Origin of the sequence: Falsiroseomonas sp. HC035 (genome assembly GCF_050563525.1) — a bacterium.
In the GTDB taxonomy this organism is placed as follows: Bacteria; Pseudomonadota; Alphaproteobacteria; order Acetobacterales; family Acetobacteraceae; genus Falsiroseomonas.
In genome coordinates this window covers 318,930-342,309 of record NZ_JBNXUN010000002.1, presented here as the reverse complement: position 1 = coordinate 342,309, position 23,380 = coordinate 318,930, and the positions used below count along the sequence as shown (strand labels likewise).

Genomic DNA, 23,380 nt, shown 5'->3' with positions numbered 1-23,380 from the left:
CGCAACCGCCGCTGCGGTCATCTTCGCTCAACCTGCCGTCAATTTTCCGTCGTCGATCGGGATCGCGCCATGCGCCGTTTTGCCCTCCTGACCCTGCCGCTGGGGCTGCTACTGAGCCTGCCGGCCACGGCCCAGCATTGGAATGATTCTGCGCCGGGGCGGGATCTGCTGAGTTCGACCATCACCGATTTTGAGACCTTCCGGGAGCGCGCGCCTGCGCCGCCGAGCTTCTCCTCGCGCGGCGCGCCGGTGGCCGACTCCACGGCGCGTGGCCCGATCCCGCTGCTGGATTGGGTCCCGCCGCCGCCGGTGGCCACGACGCCGCCGCGCGCGCAGCGCCGCACCCCGCCACGCCGCACGGTGCGTCGTGCCGCGCCGCCGGTGGAACGTGAAAGCGCCGCCCTGCCGGCGCGGTCCACGCCGCAGCGCCAGGCGGCCTCCGTGGGTGGTGGCGACTGGGAACGGTCCCTGGCGGACCGGGAACGGGAATTGCAGCGCCTGCGCCGGATCCTGGAAGACGATCGCCTGCGCTACCAGCAGGACCGCCAGCCGCAGTTGCAGTAGGCGCCAGCAGACGGCACCGCGGGGCGGGCCCGCGGCGCCGTGGATTTCAGGCGGCGACCAGCGCCGTCTCGAAGGCTGCCTCGGTCTTTTCGCGGATTTCCTGTTCGGTCACGCCGGGCGCGATCTCCAGCAGCCGCATCGGCGCATCGCCCTTCTTGTCGATGCCGAAGACGCCGAGCTCGGTCACCACGATGTCCACCACCCGGCGCCCGGTCAGCGGCAGGGTGCATTCGCGCAGCAGCTTCGGCTTGCCGCCGGCGGTGTGTTCCATCAGCACGATCACGCGCTTGACGCCGGCGACCAGGTCCATGGCGCCACCCATGCCCTTCACCATCTTGCCCGGGATCATCCAGTTCGCCAGGTCGCCATTTTGCGCCACCTGCAGCGCGCCGAGGATGGACAGGTCGATATGCCCGCCGCGGATCATGCCGAAGGACTGGGCGCTGTCGAAGAAGCTGCTGGTGGGCAACTGGGTGATGGTCTGCTTGCCGGCATTGATCAGGTCCGGGTCCTCCTCCCCCTCGAAGGGGAATGGGCCGAGGCCGAGCATTCCGTTCTCGGATTGCAACTGCACGGTCATGCCGGCGGGCACGTGGTTCGCCACCAGCGTCGGGATGCCGATGCCGAGGTTCACGTAGAAGCCGTCCTGCAGTTCGCGCGCCGCGCGCGCCGCCATCTCATCGCGGGTCCAGGGCATTTTCTCGTCTCCTTCAGGCGGTCGCGCCGGCGGCGGCGGGCGCGGGGCGCTTGGTGACCGTGCGTTGTTCGATGCGCTTCTGGAAATCCGCCGGCAGCGCGATCATGCGCTTCACGAAGATGCCGGGCGTGTGGACGTGGTCGGCGTCGATCTCACCGGGGCGGACCAGATGCTCCACCTGCGCGACGGTGACGCGGGCGGCGGTCGCCATGATCGGGTTGAAGTTCCGTGCCGTCTTCCGATAGACGAGGTTGCCCTCGTGATCCCCCATATAGGCGTGGATGATGGCGAGGTCGGCGAACAGCCCCCGCTCCATCACGTAGTGCTCGCCATCGAATTCCCGCGTCTCCTTCCCCTCCGCCACGGCCGTGCCGTAGCCGGTCTTGGTGAAGAAGGCGGGGATGCCGGCGCCGCCGGCGCGGATGCGCTCCGCCAGCGTGCCCTGCGGGTTGAACTCGATGGCGAGTTCGCCGGCCAGGTACTGCTTCGCGAAGGTCGCGTTCTCGCCGACGTAGCTGCTGATCATCTTGCTGATCTGCCGCGTGTGCAGCAGCAGGCCGAGGCCGGCATCGTCGATGCCCGCATTGTTGGAGACCACGGTCAGGTCCTTCACGCCGCTTTCGCGGATTGCCTCGATCAGGACGGAGGGGATGCCGCTGATGCCGAAGCCACCGGACATGATGGTCATGCCGTCCCGCAGCAGGCCCGCCAGCGCCGCCGTCGCATCCGCATAGATCTTGCCCATGGCCCGCCTGTCGCCCTCAGCCCGTGATGGCGGGAAACTATGCGCCTCCGCGCCGCTCCGAAAGGGGGGAAGCCGGGCTTGCGCCACTTCGGACCCAGGGCTATACGGCGCGCCTCGCGACTGCGTGCGGGGCCATAGCTCAGTTGGTAGAGCGCTTGAATGGCATTCAAGAGGTCAGGGGTTCGACTCCCCTTGGCTCCACCAGGTTTTCGAGCCGCCAGTTCCGTCACCGGGGCTGGCGGTTTCGCTTTTGGGGCGTGCGGCATCTTTCGGCCCCCGACGTCGTTGTCCTTTGCAATGGACATCCTTCCCCCCAGGCTTTCCGAACCCGCGCCACTCCAGGCCCTCGGTGCGCTCCACTCACGGCTGGAGGCGGAGGCCGAACAGGGTGACCGCGATGGCCGCTTCCCCGAGGCTGGCATCGCCGCCCTGGCCGGCATCGGGCTGCTGCGCGCCCCGCTGGACGGCCTCGGCACCGCGCCGGAGGGCGCCGCGGCGCTCGCCTTGGCCCTGCGCCGGATCGGCCGCGCCAGCCTGCCGCTCGGCCGGCTGTACGAGGGCCATGTCAACGCGCTGCGCCTGGTTCTGCGGCATGCCGATGCCGGGCAGCGCCGGCAGGCCGGGCGGGATGCGGCGGCCGGGCACCTGTTCGCCGTCTGGAACACGGATGACACCGCGGCGCCGCTGATGCTGCGGGAGGGCGTTCTCTCCGGCCGCAAGATCCTGTGCTCAGGCGCTGGCCATGTGCCGCGGGCCCTGGTGACGGCGCGGACGGCGCCCGACGCGCCGCCGCAGATGCTGCTGCTGGAGCTTCAGCCAGGGGAACGCGCGGACCTGTCCGGCTGGACGCCGCTCGGCATGAAGGCGTCGGTTTCCGGCGCCATGGATTTCGACGGGATCGCGGTGCCCGAAGCGTCACGCATCGGCGCGCCGGGGGCCTACGCGACGCAGCCCGATTTCTCCGCCGGTGCCTGGCGTTTCGCCGCCGTACAGTGCGGCGGGATGGAGGCGGTGCTGGAGCAGTTGCTGGCGCACCACCGGCGCACCGGGCGCGGCGGCGACCCGAACCAGGCGGCCCGGCTTGGCCAGGCCGCCATTGCCGTGGAATCCGCGCGGCTGTGGGTCGAGGCGGCGGCAGGCCGGGCGGAGAGAGGTGCCGCGGATGGCGCCGCCTACACCAACCTGGCACGCAGCGCGGTGGAACGGGCGGCGCTGGACCTGCTGGAACTGGCGCAGCGCTCCGTCGGGTTGCAGGCCTTCATGGCGGCGCATCCCTTGCAGCGGCTGTGCCGCGACCTTGCCACCTATCTGCGCCAGCCCGGGCCGGATGGGGCCCTGGCGGCGGGGGCGGCGCATCTGCTCGATGCCCCAGGTCCGGCCGGTGAGATCTGGGCGTGAAGGCTGGCGCGTGGCTGCGCCGGGCGCAGGCGGATCTGCCGCTGACGGCGGATCCGGCCGAGGCGCTCGGCGGCGCCGGCCCGTTGCTGGTATTGGCGCCGCATCCGGATGACGAAAGCCTGGGCTGCGGTGCGCTGCTGGCGGCCTGCGCCGCGGAAGGCCGCCTTGTGCATGTCGTCGTTGTCAGCGACGGGCGCCTTTCCCACCCACGCTCCCGTACCCATCCGGCGGAACGGCTGGTCGCCCTGCGGCAGGCGGAGGCGCGGTCGGCGGTGGCGGAACTCGGCCTGGACCCTGCGCGGGACCTGTCCTTCCTCGGCCTGCCCGATTGCGGGGTGCCGACAGGCGGCGCGCCGCGGACCGCCGCGGTGGAGGCGTTGCGGGGCCTTGTGCCTTTCGCGCCCGCGATAGTGCTCGGCCCGTGGCGGCATGACCCGCATGCGGACCACGCGGCGACCGCAGCCATCGCCGTGGCGCTGGCGGCCGGCTGCAAGGCCCGGCTGCGGTCCTATGTCGTCTGGGGCTGGGCCTTCGTTACGCCGCCGCCCGGCTTCGGCCTGGGTGCGGAGCCGGAGCCGGAGGGGGCACCGCAGGGCTGGCGCTTCAGCGCCGGCCGGCACCTGGCGGCGAAGCGGCTCGCTGTGGCGGCGCACCGCTCGCAGACCACCGGGCTGATCGCCGACGACCCCACCGGCTTCCGCCTGGGGCCGGAGGCGCTGGCGCTGTTCCAGCAGCCCGAAGAACTGGTGCTGGCATGAGCCTGCCGGTCGATTACTTCGACGCGCTGTACGCGAAGTCGCCCGACCCATGGGCCTTCGAGACCAGCCCATATGAACGCGCGAAATACGCTGCCACGCTCGCCGCCCTGCCCCGCCCGCGCTACGGCCGGGCGCTGGAGGTCGGCTGCGCCATCGGCGTGCTGACCGCGCTGCTGGCGCCGCGCTGCGAGGCGCTGCTGGCGCTGGACGGGGCGGAGGCGGCGCTGGAGCAGGCGCGGCTGCGGGTGGCGGCGCTGCCGCAGGTCCGCATCCGCCGCGCCTGGGTGCCAGGCGATTGGCCCCAGGCTGAAGGACCCCAGGCTGATGGACCCTTCGACCTGATCCTGCTGTCGGAGGTGATCTACTACCTGCAAGCGGCCGAGGTGGCGGATCTGGCCCGCCGGGTCCGCGAGACCGCGGCGCCGGGCGCGGACATCCTTGCGGTACATTGGACCGGCGAGACCGACTACCCGATGACCGGCGATGCCGCCGCGGAGGCCTTCATCGCGGCGCTGGGCCCGAAGGTCCGCATCCTGCGGCAGGACCGGCAGCCCGAATACCGGCTCGACCTGCTGCGGCTCTGATCGCCTTCAGCTTCCGCCAGCCAGGGTTCGCGCCTTGGTCGAATGGGGCAGGGCATCCGACCGCGACTTGAGCGCGGTGATCATGCCGCGCGCCGCCAGGCTTTCGGTGCGGAGCGCGGCCAGGGGCAGAACCTGCTGGGCCAGGTGCGGCGACGCGGACTCCACCTGTTCCCAGCCGGCCCAGAAACTCGCGGCGCCGAGAGCACGGTGCAGTGTCGCGGCGGCCAGCCCGGCCAGCGCTGCCGGCAGCGGGGCGGTGCCATCGGCCGCGCGTAGCTGCCAGGCCTGCCGGAACCGGGCACGGCAGCGCAGGCGGAACAGCGCCTGGCCAACCGGCTCCAGCCGATCGTCGGCCGTGGTCGCGACACGCAGCAGTCGGTGGCGCAGGGTTTCGGCCATGCCGGCGGCGGCACGGCCATCGAGCCGGGCGGAGACCGTGGCGCGAACCTCCGGCGCGTGCCGCACCCGCAGCCCGGCGCGCCGCAGAGCGGCAACCAGGGCGCGATCCTCCCCCGCCGGCTGGTCCGGAACGCCGCCGATCCGCGCCCAGGCGCGACGCGTGAGCGCCAAGCTGGCGCCGGATTGCCGGGAGTGCCGCGGCCAGGGGTCCATCGGCTCCGGATCGACCAGGCTGGCGAGGCGGTCGAGGAGCAGGGCATAGCGCTCCTCCGCCCGGATCTGCTCCCGCAGCAGCGGCGGCAGTTGCGCCGCCTCGGCGGAATCCAGGCGGATGGCGCCGGCGACCGCATCCGCGCCCGCGGCCAGCCAGGCTAGGTTGCCGGCCAGCCAGCCCGCATCGGGCACCGCATCGGCATCGGTCGTCAGCAGCGCGCCATCCTCCGCCACCAGGGAGGCGGCCATGGCCATGGCCCGGCGGCGCGCCTGGCCGGCGGAGGCTTCGGGCAGCATCACGTCCCGTAGGATCAGGCGGAACGGCAGCGCCGCTTCCAACGCGCGCGCCTGGGCCACGGTGTCATCGGTGCAGTTGTTGGCCAGCACCAGCACGCCGATTCCGTCCCAGCCCCCTTGCGGCAGCCGTTGCGCGGCAAGGCCGCCGAGGCAGGCCGGCAGGCGGCCCGCTTCGTTGTGGGCGGGAATCGCGATGGCCGCCCGCAATGGGCTGCAGTCCTCGCGCTTCGGTCCTGCAGCCTGGAACATCCGTGGCCGAACGCTGCCACACCGTGAAGGTTTCGGTGTCGCGCGATCAGCCCACCGCCACCACCCGCCAGGCTGCCTCCGCCCCGTCCGGCTCCCGGATCGTCACCACCTCCCCGGGCCGCAGCCAGCCGGGGCCGCCCAGGATGCGGGCGAGCGGCGCCTCGGAGGCCTGGCTGCCTTCGGGCCAGAAGCGCAGCGACCATCCTTCCTCGTCATGCGCGACATCACCCGCGAGGTTGGAGCCGGAACTCGACTCCCGCCGCGCCGGCCAGGGGTTGGGGTCGGCCAGCCAAGCCTCGGCATCGGGTCCGCCATGGGCGTCGAGCGCCATGCCGAAGGTGATCCGGTGGGCGCCCTGGTCCTCCGGCGCGGCCGGGCTCCAGGTGCGCACCAGCGTCACGTCAACCAGCTTCGCCGCGGACAATCCGGCCATTCCTTCTCCAGTAGGCCGGTTGAACGCCCGGCGCCGAGGATCGGTTCAAATGGCGACGCGCACGCCAAGCTCCACCACGCGGTCGGAGGGGATGCGGAAGAATTCCGTGGCCGGCAGGGCGTTGCGGCTCATGATGGTGAACAGCCACTGCCGCCAGCGCGGCATCTTCGGCACCGCGGCCGCCACCACCGTCTCGCGCCCCAGGAAGTAGCTGGCCTGCATCGGCTCGAACGGGATGCCGATGTCGCGCAGCGCCTCCAGCTCCTTCGGCAGGTTGGGGCTTTCCAGGAAGCCGTAGCGCAGGATGACGCGGTGGATGTCGGGGGCGAGTTCCGTCACCTCCCGCCGGTCCTCGACGCGGGGGATGTCCTCGTTCATCACGGTCACGAACAACACCCGCTGGTGCAGCACCTTGTTGTGCTTGAGGTTGTGCAGCAGCGCACCGGGCACGAAATCCGCTTGGCTGGTCATGAACACGGCGATGCCGGGCACCCGCAGGGTGCGGCTTTGCGGCAGGCGGGCCAGGAAGGACTTCAGCGGCAGGCTGTCCTGGCGAAACCGGGCAAACAGCAGGTCCCGGCCCCGCCGCCAAGTCAGCATCAGGGTGAAGATGACGATGCCCAGGATCAGCGGCACGTAGCCGCCTTCCGGGATCTTCAGGGCCGTCGAGACGAAGAAGGCGAGGTCGATCAGCAGCAGCGGCCCGAACACGGCCAGCACCAGGACCCAGGACCAGCCATAGGCACGCCGGAACACCAGCAGCGCGAGGCAGGAGGTGCAGACGAAGGTCCCCGTCACCGCCAGCCCATAGGCCGCCGCCAGGCTGTCGCTGTTCTTGAATTCCAGCACCAGGATGACGACGCCGATCAGCATCATCATGTTGAGCTGCGGCAGGTAGATCTGGCCCTGCTCGGTTTCGCTGGTGTGCTGCACGGTCAGGCGCGGCAGGAAGCCCATCTGCACGCATTGCCGGGCGATGGAGAAGGCGCCAGAGATCATCGCCTGGCTGGCGATGATCGTCGCCATGGTCGCCAGCACCACCAGCGGCAGCCGCAGCCATTCCGGGGCCAGCAGGAAGAAGGGGTTCTCGATCGCCGCCGGATTGGACAGCAGCAGCGCGCCCTGGCCGAAATAGTTCAGCGCTAGGGCCGGCAGCACCAGCGCCACCCAGGCCAGTTGGATCGGCTTGCGGCCGAAATGCCCCATGTCGGCGTACAGCGCCTCCGCCCCCGTCACCGCCAGCACGACCGAGCCGAAGGCGATGAAGGCGGCCAGGTGGTAGTGCAGGCAGAAGTTGATGGCATAGGTCGGCAGCAGTGCCACCAGCACCTCCGGTTCCTGCACCACCTCGATCAGCCCCAGCAGGCCGATGACGGCGAACCAAAGAGCGCAGATCGGTCCGAAGATGGCGCCCATGCTGCCAGTGCCGCGGTACTGCACCAGGAATAGCGCCAGCAGGATGACCAGGGCGATGGGCACCACCGCATCCTCGAAAGCCGGGGAAATGACCTTCAGCCCCTCCACTGCCGAGAGCACGGAGATCGCCGGGGTGATGATGCCGTCGCCGAAGAACAGGCTGGCACCGGCGATGCCGATCAACGCCACGATCCAGCGACCGCGCTCGGACCGCGCATGGCGCTGCGCTAGGGCCATCAGCGCCAGGATGCCGCCTTCGCCGCGGTTGTCGGCGCGCAGCATGAACAGCACGTATTTGACGGTGACGGTTAGCACCAACGCCCAGAAGATCAGGCTGAGCAGGCCCAGCACCTCCCACCGCTCGATCCCATCGGCGGAGAAATGCAGCAGGGAGGCACGCAGGGCATAGAGCGGGCTGGTGCCGATGTCGCCATAGACGACACCCAGCACGCCGATCAGCGCTGCCAAGGTCACCGGACGCTCGGCTGCGGGAGTATGGCTCAAGATATCGCTCCAGAGGCGGAACCGTCCAAGGCATAGGCCCCACGCCCGGGGCGGTGCAAGCGCGTCCGGGCGTGGCAGGGTTGCGCCGACATGTGCCGGGCGGGCCTTGACCGTTCCGCGGCCGCGCCGCCCTCAGTGGCCGCGCAGGATCTGGCTCAGGAAAAGGCGCAGGCGATCGGTCTTGGGGTTGCTGAACAGGGATTCGGGCTCCCCGCTCTCCACGATCTCGCCCTGGTCCATGAAAACCACGCGGTCGGCCACCTGCCGGGCGAAGCCCATCTCGTGCGTCACGCAGATCATGGTCATGCCGGTTTCGGCCAGCATCACCATGGTATCCAGCACCTCCTTGATCATCTCCGGGTCGAGCGCCGAGGTCGGCTCGTCGAACAGCATGATCTTGGGCTTCATGCACAGCGCGCGGGCAATGGCTACGCGCTGCTGCTGGCCGCCGGACAACTGGCCGGGGTACTTCTTCGCCTGTTCCGGGATGCGCACCCGGGTCAGGTATTCCATCGCCAGCTCCTCGGCCTCCTTCTTCGGCATCCGCCGCACCCAGATCGGCGCCAGGGTGCAGTTTTCCAGGATGGTCAGGTGCGGGAACAGGTTGAAGGACTGGAACACCATGCCGACCTCGCGGCGGATGGCGTCCAGGCTGCGCAGGTCGTCGGACAGCTCGATCCCGTCCACCATGATCTTGCCCTGCTGGTGCTGCTCCAGCCGGTTGATGCAGCGGATCATGGTGGATTTGCCGGAGCCGGAGGGGCCGCAGACCACCACGCGTTCGCCGGTGCCGACGTTGAGGTTGATGTCGCGCAGCACGTGCAGCGCGCCGAACCACTTGTTGACGCCTTCCAGCACGATGGCGGGCGGTGCGTCGGCCCGCATGGCGGAGGCGAAGCGGCCCTCGGTCTCGATGGTCTCACCCATTTGTTCTGCTTCCCTAGCCCGCTTCAACGGCGGCGATGTTGGTTGAGGTCGCGTTCCAGGTCCTGGCTGTACTTCGACATGGCGAAGCAGAAGACCAGGTAGATGGCGCCGACGAAGACGTAGACCTCGATCCCGAAGCCCTGCCAGACGGGCTCCACGATGGCGGTCTTGCCGGCCGTCAGCAGATCGAAGATCCCGATGATAAGGACGAGACTCGTATCCTTGAAGAAACCGATGAAGGTGTTCACCAGGGGCGGGATCACCAGGCGCAATGCCTGCGGCAGGATGATGAAGCCGGTCTTGTACCAATAGGACAGGCCGAGCGCGTCCGCCGCCTCGTACTGCCCGCGCGGCAGGGTCTGCAGGCCGGCGCGCACCACTTCGGCCAAGTAGGCGCCGGCGAACAGCGTGATGGCGACCTGGGCGCGCAGCAGCTTGTCGATGTTCATGCCCTCCGGCAGGAACAGCGGGAACATCACGCTGGCCATGAACAGCAGGCTGATCAGCGGCACGCCGCGCACCAGTTCCACGTACAGCACGCAGAGCATCTTGATGGCCGGCAGCTTCGACCGCCGGCCGAGCGCCACCAGCACCGCCAGCGGGAAGGCGAAGGCGAGGCCGAAGGTGGACAGGATCAGCGTGATCGGCAGGCCGCCCCAGCGTTCCTGGGGCACGTAGGACAGGCCGAACACGCCGCCCCACATCAGCACGCCGATCAGCGTCAGCGTGCCGATCCAGATCGGGATCAGCACCCATGACCAGAAGCGCCGCATGGCGGAGACGACATACAGGCCGATGAACAGCAGGCAGACCAGCAGCGGCCGCCAGTGTTCCTCATACGGGTAGGTGCCGAACAGGATGAAACGGTGCTTCTCCCCGATCACCGCCCAGCAGGCGCCGGAGCCTTCCAGCGCCCGGCAGGCCTGGGTCTGCGCCACGTTGCCCTGCATCGGCACCGACCAGATGGCGTTGATGAAGGCCCAGTCGATGAAGCCCATGGTCCAGCGGATGACCAGGTAGGCCAGCACCAGCGTGACGGCGGTGTTGATCCAGGAGGAGAACAGGTTGGTGCGCAGCCAGGCCACCGTGCCGGTGGTGGCGACGGGGGCGGTGCGGGGGGCGGCTTCCGCGTTGGCGGTCGCGGCATTCAGCGTGACGTCGCTCATGCTCAACGCTCCACCAGCGCGATTTTCGAGTTATACCAGTTCATGAAGAAGCTGATCGACAGGCTGATGGTCAGGTAGACCGCCATGATGATGGCGATGCCCTCGATTGCCTGACCGGTCTGGTTCAGGGTGGTGTTGGCGATGCTGACGATGTCCTGGTAGCCGATAGCGACGGCGAGCGAACTGTTCTTGGTCAGGTTCAGGTACTGGCTGGTCATCGGCGGGATGATCACGCGCAGCGCCTGCGGCAGCACGATCCGGTTCAGGATATCCCCGCGCCGCATACCGAGCGCCTGGGCGGCTTCCCACTGCCCCTGGTTCACCGCCTGGATGCCGGCACGCACGATCTCCGCGATGAAGCCGGCGGTGTAGGTCACGAGGCCGAGCAGCAGGGCGAAATACTCGGGCGTCATGGACAGGCCGCCCTGGAAGTTGAAGCCGCGCAGCGCCGGGATATCCGGCGTGAAAGGCGCGCCATTTGCGATCCAGACCAGCAGCGGCAGGCCGATCATCAGCGCCAGCGCCGCCGGCCACACGCGTCGCGGCTGGCCGTCGGCGTACTGCCGCGCCCGCATCACGCGCTTGAACAGCAGCGTGCCGATAACGCCGGCGACGAAGGCGACCAGGGCCCAGTTGTGCGCCGGCATCCATTCGATGAAGGGCAGCAGCAGGCCGCGGTTGGACAGGACCACGCCGTCCACCGGGTTCAGCGCCTGGCGCGGCCCCGGCAGGCTCTGCAGCAGGGTGTACCAGAACAGAAGCTGCAGCAGCAGCGGCAGGTCGCGGATGATCTCGACATACAGGCCGGCGATCTTCGACAGCAGCCAGTTGTGCGACAGCCGGGCGATGCCGATCAGCGTGCCGAGGATGGTGGCCAGCACCACGCCGACCACCGCGACCTTCAGGGTGTTCAGCACACCGACGGTCAGGGCGCGGCGGTAGGTGTCGGTGGGGTCGTAGGCGATCAGGCTCTCGCCGATCGGCAGGCCCGCTTCCCGGCCGAGGAAGCCGAAGCCGGTCGCGATGCGGCGGACTTCCAGGTTGTGCACCGTGTTGGACCACAGCCAGTAGAAGATGGCCCCGACCACGCCGACCACAAGAAGCTGCCAGACGATGCCGCGCAGGCGTTCATCGGACCAGGACAGGCGGATCGGTCGTCGGGGCGGCCCGGCCTTGGCGAGGCGCGGATCGGCGGTCGATGAGGACATGAAGCATCCCTGCTATGGCATCGGATCCGGCGGGTTGGCTCCCGGCGGCAGGCGTGAGCGTGGTCGGGCACGCAGGTCATGCAAGTCCGGGGCCGCGGCCCCGAAAGAACCCCCTCCCCCCGGGTGGGGGGGAGGGGGCGTTCAGGTCAGCGGATCGGCGGGGCGTATTGCAGGCCGCCATTGGTCCACAGCGCGTTCGGGCCGCGCTGCAGGCCGATCGGCGCCAGGTTGCGCTCGAAGATCTCGCCGTAGTTGCCGAGCGTGCGGATGATGTTGACCATCCACAGATTGTCGACGCCGAGCATCTGGCCGAGCTCGCCGCTGCGGCCCAGCATGCGCTGCACGTCCGGCCGCGCGTCGGACTGCGCCGCCTGGGCGACATTCGCCGCGGTGATGCCCAGTTCCTCGGCACCGACCAGGCCGAAATGCACCCACTTCACCAGGTCCGCAAAGCGCTGGTCGCCGTGGCGCACTGCCGGGCCAAGCGGTTCCTTGCTGATGACGTCCGGCAGGATCATGTGCTCGGCCGGGCGCGGCTGCGCCGAACGGGTGGAGGCGAGGCCGGAGACGTCGGTCGTGTAGGCATCGCAGCGGCCGGCGACATAGGCGCCCACCACTTCCTCCAGCCGCTCGATCACCACCGGGGTGAAGCGGATGCGGTTGGCGCGCGCCCAATCGGTCAGGTTCTGTTCGGTGGTCGTGCCGGGCTGCACGCAGATGGTGGCGCCGTTCAGGTCGCGCGCGGTGCGCACGCCGGCGGCGGTCTTCACCATGAAGCCCTGGCCGTCGAAGAAGTTGATCCCGGTGAAGTCGAAGCCGAGCGAGGTGTCGCGCGACAGCGTCCAGGTGGTGTTGCGGGCCAGCATGTCCACTTCGCCGGACTGCAGCGCGGTGAAGCGGTTCTGCGCCGTGGTCGGCACGTAGCGCACCTTGTTCGGGTCGTTCCACAGGGCGACCGCGACGGCACGGCAATAGTCGACGTCGAAGCCGCGCCAAACGCCCTGGCTGTCGGGCTGCGCGAAGCCGGCGAGGCCGGTGTTGACGCCGCAGATCAGCGTGCCGCGGGCGCGGATCGCGTCCAGCGTCGGCGATCCGGCGGCCGGGGCCTGCGCCGCGGCGGGCGCCAGGGCCGAGGCGGCCATCAGCGCGGCGCCGGCCATGGCGCCCTTCAAGCTAAGGCGAAGTGCCTTCATTCCGTGAACTCCCTCATTCTCTTGCGGCCTGTCCGGCCCTTCGGTGAACCGGTCCGGACGGCCGCATGCTGGCATGCTGCGCCCGCCCCGGGCCTGGATCAACGCGCAAATTGGCGCGCGCCCGTGCTCGCCTAGTGGGGCGGAAAGGCGCTGTCAAACCTGTGACGCAAAGCCGATCCGCGTTGTTGCACCGCACGATGCGGGATGCGACAGCGTCCCTGTCGGGCAGCAGGGACAGGGCGGATGCGGATCATCTCGGCGGAGCAAATCCGGGCGGCGCTGCCCTGGGCCGGCCTAGAGGCGGCGCTGGAGGCGGTGTTCCGGGACGGCTGTGCAGCGCCGCTGCGCCACCGCCACGCGCTGCCGCCCGCCGGCGCGGCGGCGGAGGGGATGCTGCTGCTGATGCCGGCCTGGAATGCCCGGCATACCGGCGTGAAGATCGTGCATGTCGCCCCCGGCAACGGCGCCCGCGGCCTGCCGGCGGTGCAGGCGGTCTACCTGCTGTCGGATGCCGCCACCGGCCAGCCGCTGGCGATGCTGGATGGCGGCGAATTGACGGACCGCCGCACCGCGGCCGCCAGCACCCTAGCCGGGCGGTTCCTGGCGCGGCCGGACAGCCGGCGGCTGCTGGTGCTGGGCGCCGGCCGCGTCGGCGCCGCGCTGGCGGAAGCCTGGTGCGACCGCTTCCCGATCGAGGAGGCGGCGATCTGGTCGCGCAACCCGGCGCATGCCCGGGCGCTGGCGGATCGCCTCAAGGCGCACGGCCTGCCGGCCCGCGCCATGGCCGAGGCCAATCCGCGCGGCTTCGACATCGTCAGCGCCGCCACCCTGTCCGAGGTGCCGCTGGTTTGTGGCGCGGCGGTGGACCCGGGCACCCATGTCGATCTTGTCGGCGCCTTCCGGCCGACCATGCGGGAAAGCGACGGCGCCCTGCTGGCGCGTGCCACGCTGGTGGTGGACACGCGGGCCGGCGCCCTGGCCGAGGCCGGTGACCTGGTGCAGGCGGTGGCCGAGGGCGCCATCACCGAGGCGCATGTGGTGGCGGACCTGGCGCAACTCTGCCGCGGCGAACACCCCGGCCGGACGACGCCGGCCGAGGTGACGGTCTTCAAGTCCGTCGGCTGGGCCGGGGAGGATCTGGCCGCTGCCTCCCTGGCCTATGGCTGAGGCCGGCCAGGGCGCGACAGTCCGCCGCCGCATCCGCCGCAGTCGTCGTGGTGGTCTGGCCGCTGAAGGTGCGCGGGCCACCCTGGAAGAGCTGGCGGGCGATGGTGGAGGATAAGGTGCCGAAGGCCAGACTGCCTTGGACCTGACGAAAGGTGAAGATGACGTCCGCCTTCGCGGGCGCCACCGTCACCAGGAAGGCTGTCAACGCAACCGACGCGCCCTCAGCGCCGCGGGCGCTCCGGCGCGATGTCCACCGGCCCGCCGCGAAGCTGCGCCTGTTCCATGGTTTCGCCCGGTTGCACCGCGCCGGGCTGGATCGGCCGGTCGATGGTGCCGGAGGCCTTCTCGGGCTCGCTGCCGCTCTCACCCTCCCGCACCCGCTCGCCGCCGGGCAACGTAGGACGCAACGCGTCCTCGGCGCCCCGGGCCTCGCCTGCCCTGTCCTTGTCGTCCATGCTGCGGCTCCCGCTCAGTTGAGGGCGTTCAACGCGGGCCCGGCGCGGCCGGTTGCGGTCAGCCTTCCATCGGCGTCAGCATCAGGGTGGCCAGCGGCGGCAGCGTCAGCGCGACCGAATGCGCGTGGCCGTGCATCGGAACCGGCTCCGCCATCACCACGCCGCCATTCCCCTGGCCGGAGCCGCCATACTCCGCGGCGTCCGAGTTCAGCCGTTCCGCCCAATTCCCGGGGCGCGGCACGCCAATGCGGTAGTCGTGGCGCGGTACCGGGGTGAAGTTGCAGGCCACCAGCACAGGCTGCTCGTCTTCCGCGCCGTGGCGCAGGAAGGCGTAGGCGCTGTTCCGGCTGTCATCCGCCACCAGCCAGCTGAAACCCTCGGGCATCGTGTCCTTGCGGTACAGCGCGGGCAGGCCGGTGAGCAGGCGGTTCATGTCCCGCACCAGGCGCTGCACGCCGAGATGCATGGGGTCGCCCAGCGCGTTCCAGTCCACTTCGGCGTCGTGGTTCCATTCGCGTTCCTGCGCCACCTCGTTGCCCATGAACAGCAGCTTCTTGCCGGGATGCCCCCACATGAAGCCGAGATAGGCGCGTAGATTGGCGAAGCGCTGCCAGCGGTCGCCCGGCATCTTGTTCACCAGGCTGCGCTTGCCGTGCACGACCTCGTCATGGGAGATCGGCAGCAGGAAGCGCTCGCTGAAGGCGTAGACCATGCCGAAGGTCATGGCGTTGTGGTGGAAGCCGCGATGCACCGGGTCGCGCTGCATGTAGTGCAGCGTGTCGTTCATCCAGCCCATATTCCACTTGTAGCCGAAGCCGAGCCCACCTTCGGAAACCGGTGCCGAGACCTTGGGGAAGGAGGTGCTTTCCTCGGCGATCACGGTGGCCCAGGGCGCGTGCTCGGCAACCGCCTCGTTGAGTTCCTTGAGGAAGGCGATCGCCTCCAGGTTCTCCCGCCCGCCATGGATGTTGGGCGTCCACTCGCCCTCGTTCCGCGAATAGTCGCGATACAGCATGGACGCCACGGCATCGACGCGCAGGCCGTCGCAGCCATACTCGCGCAGCCAATGCAGGGCGGAGGCAATCAGGTAGCCGCGCACCTCGTGCCGGCCGAAATTGTAGATCAGCGTCGACCAGTCCTTGTGGAATCCCTCCCGCGGGTCCGCATGCTCGTACAGCGCGGTGCCGTCGAACTGGCCGAGGCCATGCGCATCGGTCGGGAAGTGCGCCGGGACCCAGTCCAGGATCACGCCGATGCCGGCCGCATGTGCACGATCGACGAAGCGCCGGAAGCCATCCGGCGGGCCGAAGCGCGACGTGGGCGCGAACATGCCGACGGGCTGGTAGCCCCAGCTGCCATCGAAGGGATGTTCCGTGATCGGCAGCAGCTCGATATGCGTGAAGCCCATGCCGGCGACGTACGGGATCATGCGGTCCGCAAGCTGGTCCCAGGTCAGGCGCGTGCCGTCCTCGTGGCGCATCCAGGACCCGGCATGCGCCTCGTACACGCTGATCGGCGCGTCGGGTGCGTGGGAGGGACCATGGCCCTCGCGATGCCGCGGCGGCGGCGGCTCCGGCACGATGGAGGAGGTCGCCGGCGGCAGTTCCGCCTGGCCGCCGCAGGGGTCCGCCTTCAGCGGCAGCGTTACGCCATCCGGGCCGACGACCTCATACTTGTAGCGGCTGCCGGGGCCGATGCGCGGGATGAACACTTCCCACACGCCGGCCTCGATGCGCAGCCGCATGGGGTGGCGGCGGCCGTCCCAGCCGTTGAAGTCGCCAACGACGGAGACACGCTTCGCGTTCGGCGCCCAGACGGCGAAGCGCACGCCCGGAATTTCCTGCACCGTCACGGCATGGGCGCCGAGCACGCGGCCGAGTTCGCGATGCCGGCCTTCCGCGATCAGGTGCAGGTCGAGCGGGCCGAGCAGCGGCGGGAAGGCGTAGGTGTCCTCCGTCTCCTGCACGCTGCCCGGCCAGTCGATGCGCAGGCGATAGGCGCCGGTGCCGGAGATTTCTCCAGCGAAGAATCCGGCATCGTGGCGGCGGGCGAGCGTGCCCCGCGAGGTACCGTTGGCGCCGATGACCTCGACGCCACGCGCACCGGGGAGGAAGGCCCGCACTTCTTTGCCATGCGGGCCGAGCACGGCGAAGGGGTCGCCGTGGCGGCCCTCGACGATGGCCGGGATCGCGGCGTTCAGGTCATGCACCATGCGCATCGTCTCCCTGCTGCGGCACCGCGATGCCCGCCAGCGCCAGCAGCGCGGCGATCGGAATGCCGACCCAGGCCGGGCGGTTCGCCAGCTCGTAGGTCAGTTCATAGGCGGCCTTGGCAGCGACGAAGAGCTTCACCAAGGCCTGCCGTTCAGACGCATCGCTCGGCCAGGCGGGCGAGTTGCCGATGGCCGTGTCGTAGCCGCCGAGGAAGGTCTCGCGTGCCGCGACGCGCCAGCGTTCCACCAGCGCGACGCGGACATCCGGCGAGCCGGGCGGCTGTGGCGCCAGGCCGCGCAGCGCGGCATCGGCGGCGTAGTCCAGGCTGCGCAGCATGCCGGCCACGTCGCGCGCCGGCGGACCCTTGGCGCGGCGCTCCTCCAGCGGGCGCAGTGGCTCGCCCTCGAAGTCCACGATCACCGCGTCGCCGGCGGCCACCAGCACCTGGCCGAGATGCAGGTCGCCATGGATGCGCGTCTTCAGCCCGCCCTGCAGGGGCTGGCCGAGGGCGCGGATCGCCTCCAGCAGTGTCTCGCGGCCTTCCAGCAACGCGGCCGCGGACAGGGCTGCGTCCGGCGGCAGATCCTCCGTGCGCGTCGCCAACTGGTCCAGCGCCGCCGCGGCTTCGCGAACGGCGGTCGCGGTCCAGTCCTCGACATCGGACGCCTGCAAGGGCTCAGGTGCGAAGGCGGTGTCCTCCGTGTCCCGTGCCAGCGCCAGGTGCATCTCGCCAACCCGGCGGCCGAGCGTGGCGAGGAAGGGGGCCAGCGTCTCCAGCGGCTGCGCCGCCTCCGCCACCGCCGTGGCATCGCCGGCCACGCCGTCATGCACCAGCGCATCGTCCAGCAGGCGGTTGAGCTGGGCCAGCGTCCAGGTCCAGGCATCGCCCTGGTTGCGGACGAAGGCCTGCGCCACCGCGATCAGGCGTTCCTGCCCGTCCGGCTCCACCTGCACGACATCGCCGAGGAAGGCGGGCGTGCCCTCGAAGCCGCCGGGGCCCGTCAGGTAGCGGCCCATCTCGGCTTCCGGATGCGTACCCACGAAGGTGCGGCGGACGATCTTCAGCACCACGTCGCCGACGATGACCGTGCTGTTCGACTGTTCGCCACCGAAGCGCGAGATCGCGGCTTCCGAATCCAGCTCCAGCTCACCCAGCCTCGGCGTCGGGCGGAAGCGGATCTCGCCGCTGCCGGCCTTCAGCGTGGCGCCGGATGCCAGGTTGGACAGCATGGCGCGGGTGAAGGCATCGCGGGAGATCGCATCCGTCACCAGCCCGACGCGGCGGCCACGGCGCGCGCGCGCCAGGGCGAGTTGCACCGACAGCGCGGAGGGCCGGTCCTGGTCCTCGAACACCACGGCCAGCGGCAGCATGTAGCGGTCCGTGCTGCCCGGTGCGGTCTCCACCTGCAGCAGCACCATCTCGCCGTCCGGCGTCGGCATCTGCACGGCTTCCAGCACGCGCGCCTCGGCCAGCTTCGTACCCTTGCCGTGGTACCAGCGGCGCAGCGGCAGGTAGGCCGGCAGCACCTGCTGTTCGAACACCTTGCGGTCGGCATCGCCGAAGGCGGTGCGCAGCCCGTCGCGCAATACGAAGGTGACGAGTTCCGGCATCGGCTGCGGCGTCGGCGTGTGCCAGTTCGGCAGCGCGTGTTCCTCCGCCAGCACGAACCAGAAGAAGCCGTAGGGCGGCAGCGTCAGCAGGTAGGTGAGGTCGCCGATCGGCGGGAACGGCGTGCGGCCGAGCATTTCGACCGGCACGCGGCCATGCCACTGCGCCAGGTCCAGTTCGACGGCCTGCGGGGATCGGGAGAGGTTGGCGACGCAAAGGATGGATTCCCCGTCATGCTCGCGCATGTAGGCCAGGATCTTGCGATTGCCGGGGTACAGGAAGCGGTATTCGCCGCGGCCGAAGGTTGCGGCGTGGGTCTGCCGCACCGTGATCATCCGGCGCGTCCAGTTCAGCAGGCTGTGCGCATCGGCGCGCTGCGCCTCCACGTTCACCGCCTGGAAGCCGTAGATCGGGTCCATCACCGGCGGCAGCACCAGGCGGGCGAAATCGCTGCGGGAGAAGCCGCCGTTGCGGTCGGGAGACCACTGCATCGGCGTGCGCACGCCGTCCCGGTCGCCGAGGAAGATGTTGTCGCCCATGCCGATCTCGTCGCCGTAGTAGATCACCGGCGTACCGGGCATCGACAGCAGCAGGCCGTTCATCAGCTCGATGCGCCGGCGGTCATGTTCCAGCAGCGGCGCCAGGCGCCTGCGGATGCCGAGGTTGATGCGGGCGCGGCGGTCCGTCGCGTAGGTGTTCCACAGGTAGTCTCGTTCCGATTCCGTCACCATCTCGAGCGTCAGCTCGTCATGGTTGCGCAGGAAGATCGCCCATTGGCAGGTCTGTGGGATCGCCGGCGTCTGGCGCAGGATGTCGGTGACCGGGTAACGGTCCTCCTGCGCGATCGCCATGTACATGCGCGGCATCAGCGGGAAGTGGAACGCCATGTGGCATTCGTCGCCGTCGCCGAAGTAGTCCTTCACATCCTCCGGCCACTGATTGGCTTCCGCCAGCAGCATGCGGTCGGGGTAGTGCGCGTCCATCTCGGCGCGCACCTTCTTGATGATGTCGTGCGTCTCCGGCAGGTTCTCGTTGTTCGTGCCCTCGCGCTCGATCAGGTAGGGCACGGCGTCCAGCCGAAGCCCGTCCACGCCCATCTTCAGCCACAGGTGCATGACGTCGAGAATGGCGCGCAGCACGCGCGGGTTGTCGAAGTTCAGGTCCGGCTGGTGGCTGTAGAAGCGATGCCAGTAATACGCCTTCGCCACGTCGTCCCAGGCCCAGTTGGATTTCTCCGCATCGACGAAGATGATGCGCGTATCGCCGAAGCCCTTGTCGTCGTCGCGCCAGACGTAGAAGTCACGCTGCCAGGATCCCTTCGGCGCACGGCGCGCGCGCTGGAACCATTCATGCTGGTCGGAGGTGTGGTTCACCACCAGTTCGGTGATGACCCGCAGCCCGCGGCCATGGGCTTCCGCCACGAAGCGCTTGAAATCGCGCATCGTGCCGTAGTCCGGGTGGACGCCGCGGTAGTCCGCGATATCGTAGCCGTCGTCGCGCCGTGGCGAGGGGTAGAAGGGCAGCAGCCAGATCACGTTGACGCCGAGACCCGCGATGTAGTCCAGCCGCCGGATCAGGCCCTCGAAGTCGCCGATGCCATCATCGTTCGAATCGAAAAAGGACTTCACATGCACTTGGTAGATGATGGCGTCCTTGAACCACAAAGGGTCCTTGTTGCCGGGCGTGTTGGCTTCGGCATTGGCGGCGGTGGTCATGCGGGGCTCCCCGGGGGGGTGATGCGGAACAAGGCGAAGGGACGGACGCCGGGATCGAGCCGGATATGCTGGACCTTGCCACGCCAGGTGAAGACGCGGCCATCCATCAGGTCCTCAACCTGGACTTCCGCATCGTCGGGCAGGCCGAATTCCCACAGCGGAACCTCGAAGCTGGCTTCCTGCGCATGGTGCGGGTCCATGCTGACGGTGGCGAGGACCAGGTTGCCGCGGTCCGGCGTCATCTTGCGGTAGGCAAGCACGTTGTCGTTCCAGCAGTTCAGGAACTGCAGGCCGAGATGCGTCTGCAAGGCGGGATTCTCGCGCCGGATGCGGTTCAGCGCGCTGACATCGGCGATGATGTTGCCGGGGCGATGCCAGTCCCAGGCGCGGATCTCGTACTTCTCCGAGTCCAGGTAGTCCTCCTTGCCCGGCATCGGCGTTGCCTCGCACAGCTCGAAGCCGTTGTAGACGCCCCAGAGGCCGGACAGCGTTGCCGCCAGCGCGGCGCGGATCTGGTGGCCGGCGCGGCCGGAGGTCTGGAGGAATACCGGGTTGATGTCCGGCGTGTTGACGAAGAAATGCGGCCGGTAGAAGTCGGCGGCCTCGGTCTGCGTCAGCTCGGTCAGGTATTCCGTCATCTCCGCCTTGGTGTTGCGCCAGGTGAAGTAGGTGTAGCTCTGCGTGAAGCCGAGCTTCGCCAGGCGCTGCATCATCTTCGGCCGGGTGAAGGCTTCCGACAGGAACAGCGCGTCGGGGAATTGCGCCTGCACCTCGGCGATCATCCACTCCCAGAACGGCAGCGGCTTGGTGTGCGGGTTGTCCACCCGGAAGGTGCGCACGCCCTCCTCCGCCCAGTGCAGGATCACGTCGCGCAGCGCCAGCCACAGCGACGGCACGGCATCCGGCGCGTAGAACTCGACGTTGACGATGTCCTCGTACTTCTTCGGCGGATTCTCGGCATAACGGAGACTGCCGTCGGGCCGCCAGGCGAACCAGCCGGGATGGTCCTTCAGCCAGGGATGGTCCGGGCTGCACTGGATCGCGAAGTCCAGTGCCAGTTCCAGGCCCTGGTCGCGGGCGGCCTTGATCAGCCGCTGGAAAGCGTCGCGCCCGCCAAGCTCCGGATGCAGCGCATCATGTCCGCCTTCCGGCGCACCGATGGCGTAGGGGCTGCCCGGGTCGTTCGGGCCCGGTGTCAGCGTGTTGTTGCGCCCCTTGCGGTTCGACTTGCCGATGGGATGGATCGGCGTGAAGTACAGCACGTCGAAGCCCATGGCGCGGACGCGCGGCAGATGCGTGATGACATCGTCGAAGGTGCCATGCCGCGTCACGTCGTTGGCGGCGGAGCGCGGGAACATCTCGTACCAGCTCGCGAAGGCCGCGGCGCGACGGTCCGCCATCACCGGATAGGGCTTCGTCCGCACCGCCTGCGTACGTTCGGCGCAGCGCGCCATCAGCGCGATGGCATCCTGTGACAGCAACTCATGCAGCCGGTCGCCATCACCACCGGCTTCCAGCCGCTTGAGCAGGCCTGTGAAGGTTGCGGCATCGGCGCCCTTGGCCCGCGTCGCGGCCTGCTGCACCAGCGCGATGCCCTCGCGCAGCTCCAGCGAGACCGGGATGCCGGCGGCGTGCTTCTTCTCCACCTCGTCGCGCCAGCTCGCGAACAGGTCGCGCCAGGCCTCGATGACGAAGCGATGGGTGCCGAGCGCGGTCAGCGGCAGGCGCCCCGTCCAGCGGTCGTTCACGCCGCGCAGCATCGGCGCCTCGTGCCAGGTGGCATCACCCGGCACCTGCCAGGCGACCACCGCGGCCAGCTTGTCGTGGCCATCGGCGAAGATGTCGGCCTCGACCTCGACGGATTCACCAGCCAGGCGCTTCACGGCGAAGCGGCCGTCATCCACCGCCGGCGCCACGCGCTCGATCGCCACGCGCGGCATGGCGCGGGCGGCCTGTTGCGTCAGGGCGGGCAGGGTCAGCTTCGGTGTGGGTGCGGCGCGGCCGGCATAGATGCGCAGCTCGCCGGCCAGCAGCGTCACCGGCCGGCCGGGCACCAGTATCTCGTCCGACCGCGAGGGGAAGACCTGGCGCAGCGCCGGGAAGCGGCCGTCGAAGGCGGACAGGATGTGGTCGGGCAGAAGCGTCGCACCGGCATCGGCACGGGTGGTGGCGACCACCACGGCGGCCTCCTCGGCCTGGCGCATGTCGCCGCCGCTGGCGCGGGCGAAGGCCACCACGGGGGCACCGGGGCCGGACAGCGGCAGCATCTGGCCGGGCTGGGACAGCGGCGCGCAGCCGCGCAGCAGGGCCAGCGCCTCCGCCACGTCGCCGGCCATCTCCGCCTGGTCGGGGTCCTCCCGCCAATCCCAGTCGGAGGGGCGGTCGGCGGTGAAGTCCATGGCGCGGCGGGCGCCACGCTCGGCCCCCATGGGCAGCATCAGCCCGGCGCCGCTGGCCGCCGCGATGGCGAGCGCCCGGCGCAGCGCGCGGCGAGCGGCACCGGCATCCGCGCCATGCAGCCGCAGCCGCGGCCCGGCCGGGTCCTCCACCAGCCCGATGGAGGGCAGGGTCGTGCGGCGGACCTCATACTCGCGGGCCAGCCAGCTGGCGCGCCAATCCCACCAGGGGGTGCTGGCGACGCTGCGGTCGAACCCGGCCTCGCCCAGCGCCGTGACCTGTTCCGGCCCAAGGCCCGGGGTCCAGGCGATGGCGGTGAAGCCCGGATGCGTGGCGCGGAGGTCGCTCAGCAGGCGCTGCCACAACTCGGGCGGCACGCGCTGCGGCGCCAGCGCGCGGATGCCGGTGACGCCGGCCTGGGCCCAGTCGCGCAGCATGCCGCCGAACAGCGCCAGCGCCTGGTCATGCGCCGCCTGGCTGTCGAACTGCGCGAAGGTGGCATCCGGCCGGGTCAGCGGCCGGCGCGGATCGGGCGGCAGGCCATCCGCCGTGCCGCCGGGGCGGAACAGATCCGGATGCGCCGGCACCAGCGGCGAATCCGCCGCCAGGTGGTCCGTCACCAGATCCACGAACAGCGTCATGCCATGCGCGGCGGCGGCCTGGGACAGCTCCGCCAGGTAGTCCGAGACCGGGCCTTCACCCAGCAGCGGATGCAGCCGGTCCACCTCGCCGATGTCGAACAGGTTGCCGCTGCGGCCGGGCCGGCTCGGCGGGGCGATCAGCAGCGTGTCGAAGCCGAGGCCGGCAATGCGCTTCAGATGCGCGTCGCGCACCCCGCCGCCGCCCAGCAGCAGGGGCGAGGCGTAGTAGATGGCCCTTGCCTTGGGGGCTGGGGCAGCCTCGGCCGGAGGTGGCGTCATAGCCGCGGGCTGTGCGGCAGCGGGGGCCGCAGCACGCTTCGGCGCGCGGGAGGGACGGGCGGCAGCCTGTGCCGGGCGCTGCGCCGCCAATCAACCCACTCCCGCATCAATGTTAACGCAATGGCTGAAACGGCCCGACCGGGCCTCCAAGGA

At 70.0% G+C, this 23,380-nt stretch carries 18 protein-coding genes and 1 tRNA gene; 6 read left to right on the top strand and 13 right to left on the bottom strand.

Translation table 11 applies throughout. From position 1 onward, the window contains the following. Positions 1–69 precede the first annotated feature (69 nt). The gene (locus ACLF3G_RS06020) at positions 70–564 is read left to right on the top strand and encodes a hypothetical protein (RefSeq protein WP_430668436.1); all 495 of its coding nucleotides are present in this window, start codon (positions 70–72) and stop codon (positions 562–564) included. A gap of 46 nt (positions 565–610) precedes the next feature. On the opposite strand, the gene ACLF3G_RS06015 is transcribed toward ACLF3G_RS06020, so the two are convergent. Together ACLF3G_RS06015 and ACLF3G_RS06010 are read right to left on the bottom strand one after the other, a co-directional pair. Then, positions 611–1,261 carry a CoA transferase subunit B gene (locus ACLF3G_RS06015; RefSeq protein ID WP_430668435.1) on the bottom strand — a complete coding sequence of 217 codons (651 nt, stop codon included), beginning with the start codon at positions 1,259–1,261 and terminating at the stop codon, positions 611–613. A 13-nt stretch (positions 1,262–1,274) separates the two neighbouring features. Continuing rightward, positions 1,275–2,006, bottom strand: a complete 732-nt coding sequence (locus tag ACLF3G_RS06010) for a CoA transferase subunit A (protein WP_430668434.1) — start codon at positions 2,004–2,006, stop codon at positions 1,275–1,277. 128 nt (positions 2,007–2,134) lie between these two features. On the opposite strand from ACLF3G_RS06010, the gene ACLF3G_RS06005 reads away from it, so the two are divergent. From ACLF3G_RS06005 to ACLF3G_RS05990, 4 genes are all read left to right on the top strand, one after another. Continuing rightward, positions 2,135–2,210: transfer RNA gene (locus tag ACLF3G_RS06005), tRNA-Ala, on the top strand. Between the two features lie 93 nt (positions 2,211–2,303). Beyond that, positions 2,304–3,404, top strand: coding sequence for an acyl-CoA dehydrogenase family protein (locus ACLF3G_RS06000; protein ID WP_430668433.1), 1,101 nt, complete (start codon positions 2,304–2,306; stop codon positions 3,402–3,404). Beyond that, entirely contained in the window at positions 3,401–4,162 is a 762-nt protein-coding gene (locus ACLF3G_RS05995) for a PIG-L deacetylase family protein (protein WP_430668432.1), read from the top strand. The genes ACLF3G_RS06000 and ACLF3G_RS05995 overlap by 4 nt, the downstream gene beginning before the upstream one ends. Then, positions 4,159–4,746 carry an SAM-dependent methyltransferase gene (locus ACLF3G_RS05990; RefSeq protein WP_430668431.1) on the top strand — a complete coding sequence of 196 codons (588 nt, stop codon included), beginning with the start codon at positions 4,159–4,161 and terminating at the stop codon, positions 4,744–4,746. Before ACLF3G_RS05995 ends, ACLF3G_RS05990 begins: the two co-directional genes overlap by 4 nt. A 6-nt stretch (positions 4,747–4,752) precedes the next feature. Here ACLF3G_RS05990 and ACLF3G_RS05985 read toward each other — a convergent pair whose 3' ends face one another. From ACLF3G_RS05985 to ACLF3G_RS05955, 7 genes are all read right to left on the bottom strand, one after another. Further along, positions 4,753–5,862, bottom strand: coding sequence for a glycosyltransferase (locus ACLF3G_RS05985; RefSeq protein ID WP_430668430.1), 1,110 nt, complete (start codon positions 5,860–5,862; stop codon positions 4,753–4,755). An 88-nt stretch (positions 5,863–5,950) separates the two neighbouring features. Continuing rightward, on the bottom strand, positions 5,951–6,337 hold the full coding sequence (locus tag ACLF3G_RS05980; protein ID WP_430668429.1) for a hypothetical protein: 387 nt from the start codon (positions 6,335–6,337) through the stop codon (positions 5,951–5,953). Between the two features lie 45 nt (positions 6,338–6,382). After that, the gene (locus ACLF3G_RS05975) at positions 6,383–8,257 is read right to left on the bottom strand and encodes a potassium transporter Kup (protein ID WP_430668428.1); all 1,875 of its coding nucleotides are present in this window, start codon (positions 8,255–8,257) and stop codon (positions 6,383–6,385) included. Between the two features lie 132 nt (positions 8,258–8,389). After that, positions 8,390–9,184, bottom strand: coding sequence for an amino acid ABC transporter ATP-binding protein (locus ACLF3G_RS05970; protein WP_430668427.1), 795 nt, complete (start codon positions 9,182–9,184; stop codon positions 8,390–8,392). 23 nt (positions 9,185–9,207) lie between these two features. Then, entirely contained in the window at positions 9,208–10,350 is a 1,143-nt protein-coding gene (locus ACLF3G_RS05965) for an amino acid ABC transporter permease (RefSeq protein WP_430668426.1), read from the bottom strand. 2 nt (positions 10,351–10,352) lie between these two features. Then, the gene (locus ACLF3G_RS05960) at positions 10,353–11,558 is read right to left on the bottom strand and encodes an amino acid ABC transporter permease (protein WP_430668425.1); all 1,206 of its coding nucleotides are present in this window, start codon (positions 11,556–11,558) and stop codon (positions 10,353–10,355) included. Between the two features lie 146 nt (positions 11,559–11,704). Next, entirely contained in the window at positions 11,705–12,751 is a 1,047-nt protein-coding gene (locus ACLF3G_RS05955) for an amino acid ABC transporter substrate-binding protein (protein WP_430668424.1), read from the bottom strand. Positions 12,752–12,994: 243 nt separating this feature from the next. Between ACLF3G_RS05955 and ACLF3G_RS05950 the strand changes: the two genes are divergently transcribed. Next, the gene (locus tag ACLF3G_RS05950; protein WP_430668423.1) at positions 12,995–13,918 is read left to right on the top strand and encodes an ornithine cyclodeaminase family protein; all 924 of its coding nucleotides are present in this window, start codon (positions 12,995–12,997) and stop codon (positions 13,916–13,918) included. A gap of 221 nt (positions 13,919–14,139) precedes the next feature. Here ACLF3G_RS05950 and ACLF3G_RS05945 read toward each other — a convergent pair whose 3' ends face one another. Genes ACLF3G_RS05945 through ACLF3G_RS05930 form a run of 4 tightly spaced genes read right to left on the bottom strand, consistent with a single transcriptional unit; the run spans position 14,140 to position 23,227 of the window. After that, complete coding sequence (locus tag ACLF3G_RS05945) at positions 14,140–14,373, bottom strand: hypothetical protein (protein ID WP_430668422.1); 234 nt, start codon at positions 14,371–14,373, stop codon at positions 14,140–14,142. Positions 14,374–14,431: 58 nt separating this feature from the next. Further along, on the bottom strand, positions 14,432–16,585 hold the full coding sequence (gene glgB, locus ACLF3G_RS05940) for a 1,4-alpha-glucan branching protein GlgB (protein WP_430668421.1): 2,154 nt from the start codon (positions 16,583–16,585) through the stop codon (positions 14,432–14,434). Next, a complete protein-coding gene (gene treS / locus ACLF3G_RS05935; protein WP_430668420.1) occupies positions 16,575–19,910 on the bottom strand; it encodes a maltose alpha-D-glucosyltransferase in 3,336 nt (1,111 codons plus the stop codon). Before treS ends, glgB begins: the two co-directional genes overlap by 11 nt. After that, positions 19,907–23,227: a maltotransferase domain-containing protein gene (locus tag ACLF3G_RS05930; RefSeq protein WP_430668419.1), complete on the bottom strand. Its 3,321-nt coding sequence runs from the start codon at positions 23,225–23,227 to the stop codon at positions 19,907–19,909. Before ACLF3G_RS05930 ends, treS begins: the two co-directional genes overlap by 4 nt. Between the last annotated feature and the right edge of the window lie 153 nt (positions 23,228–23,380).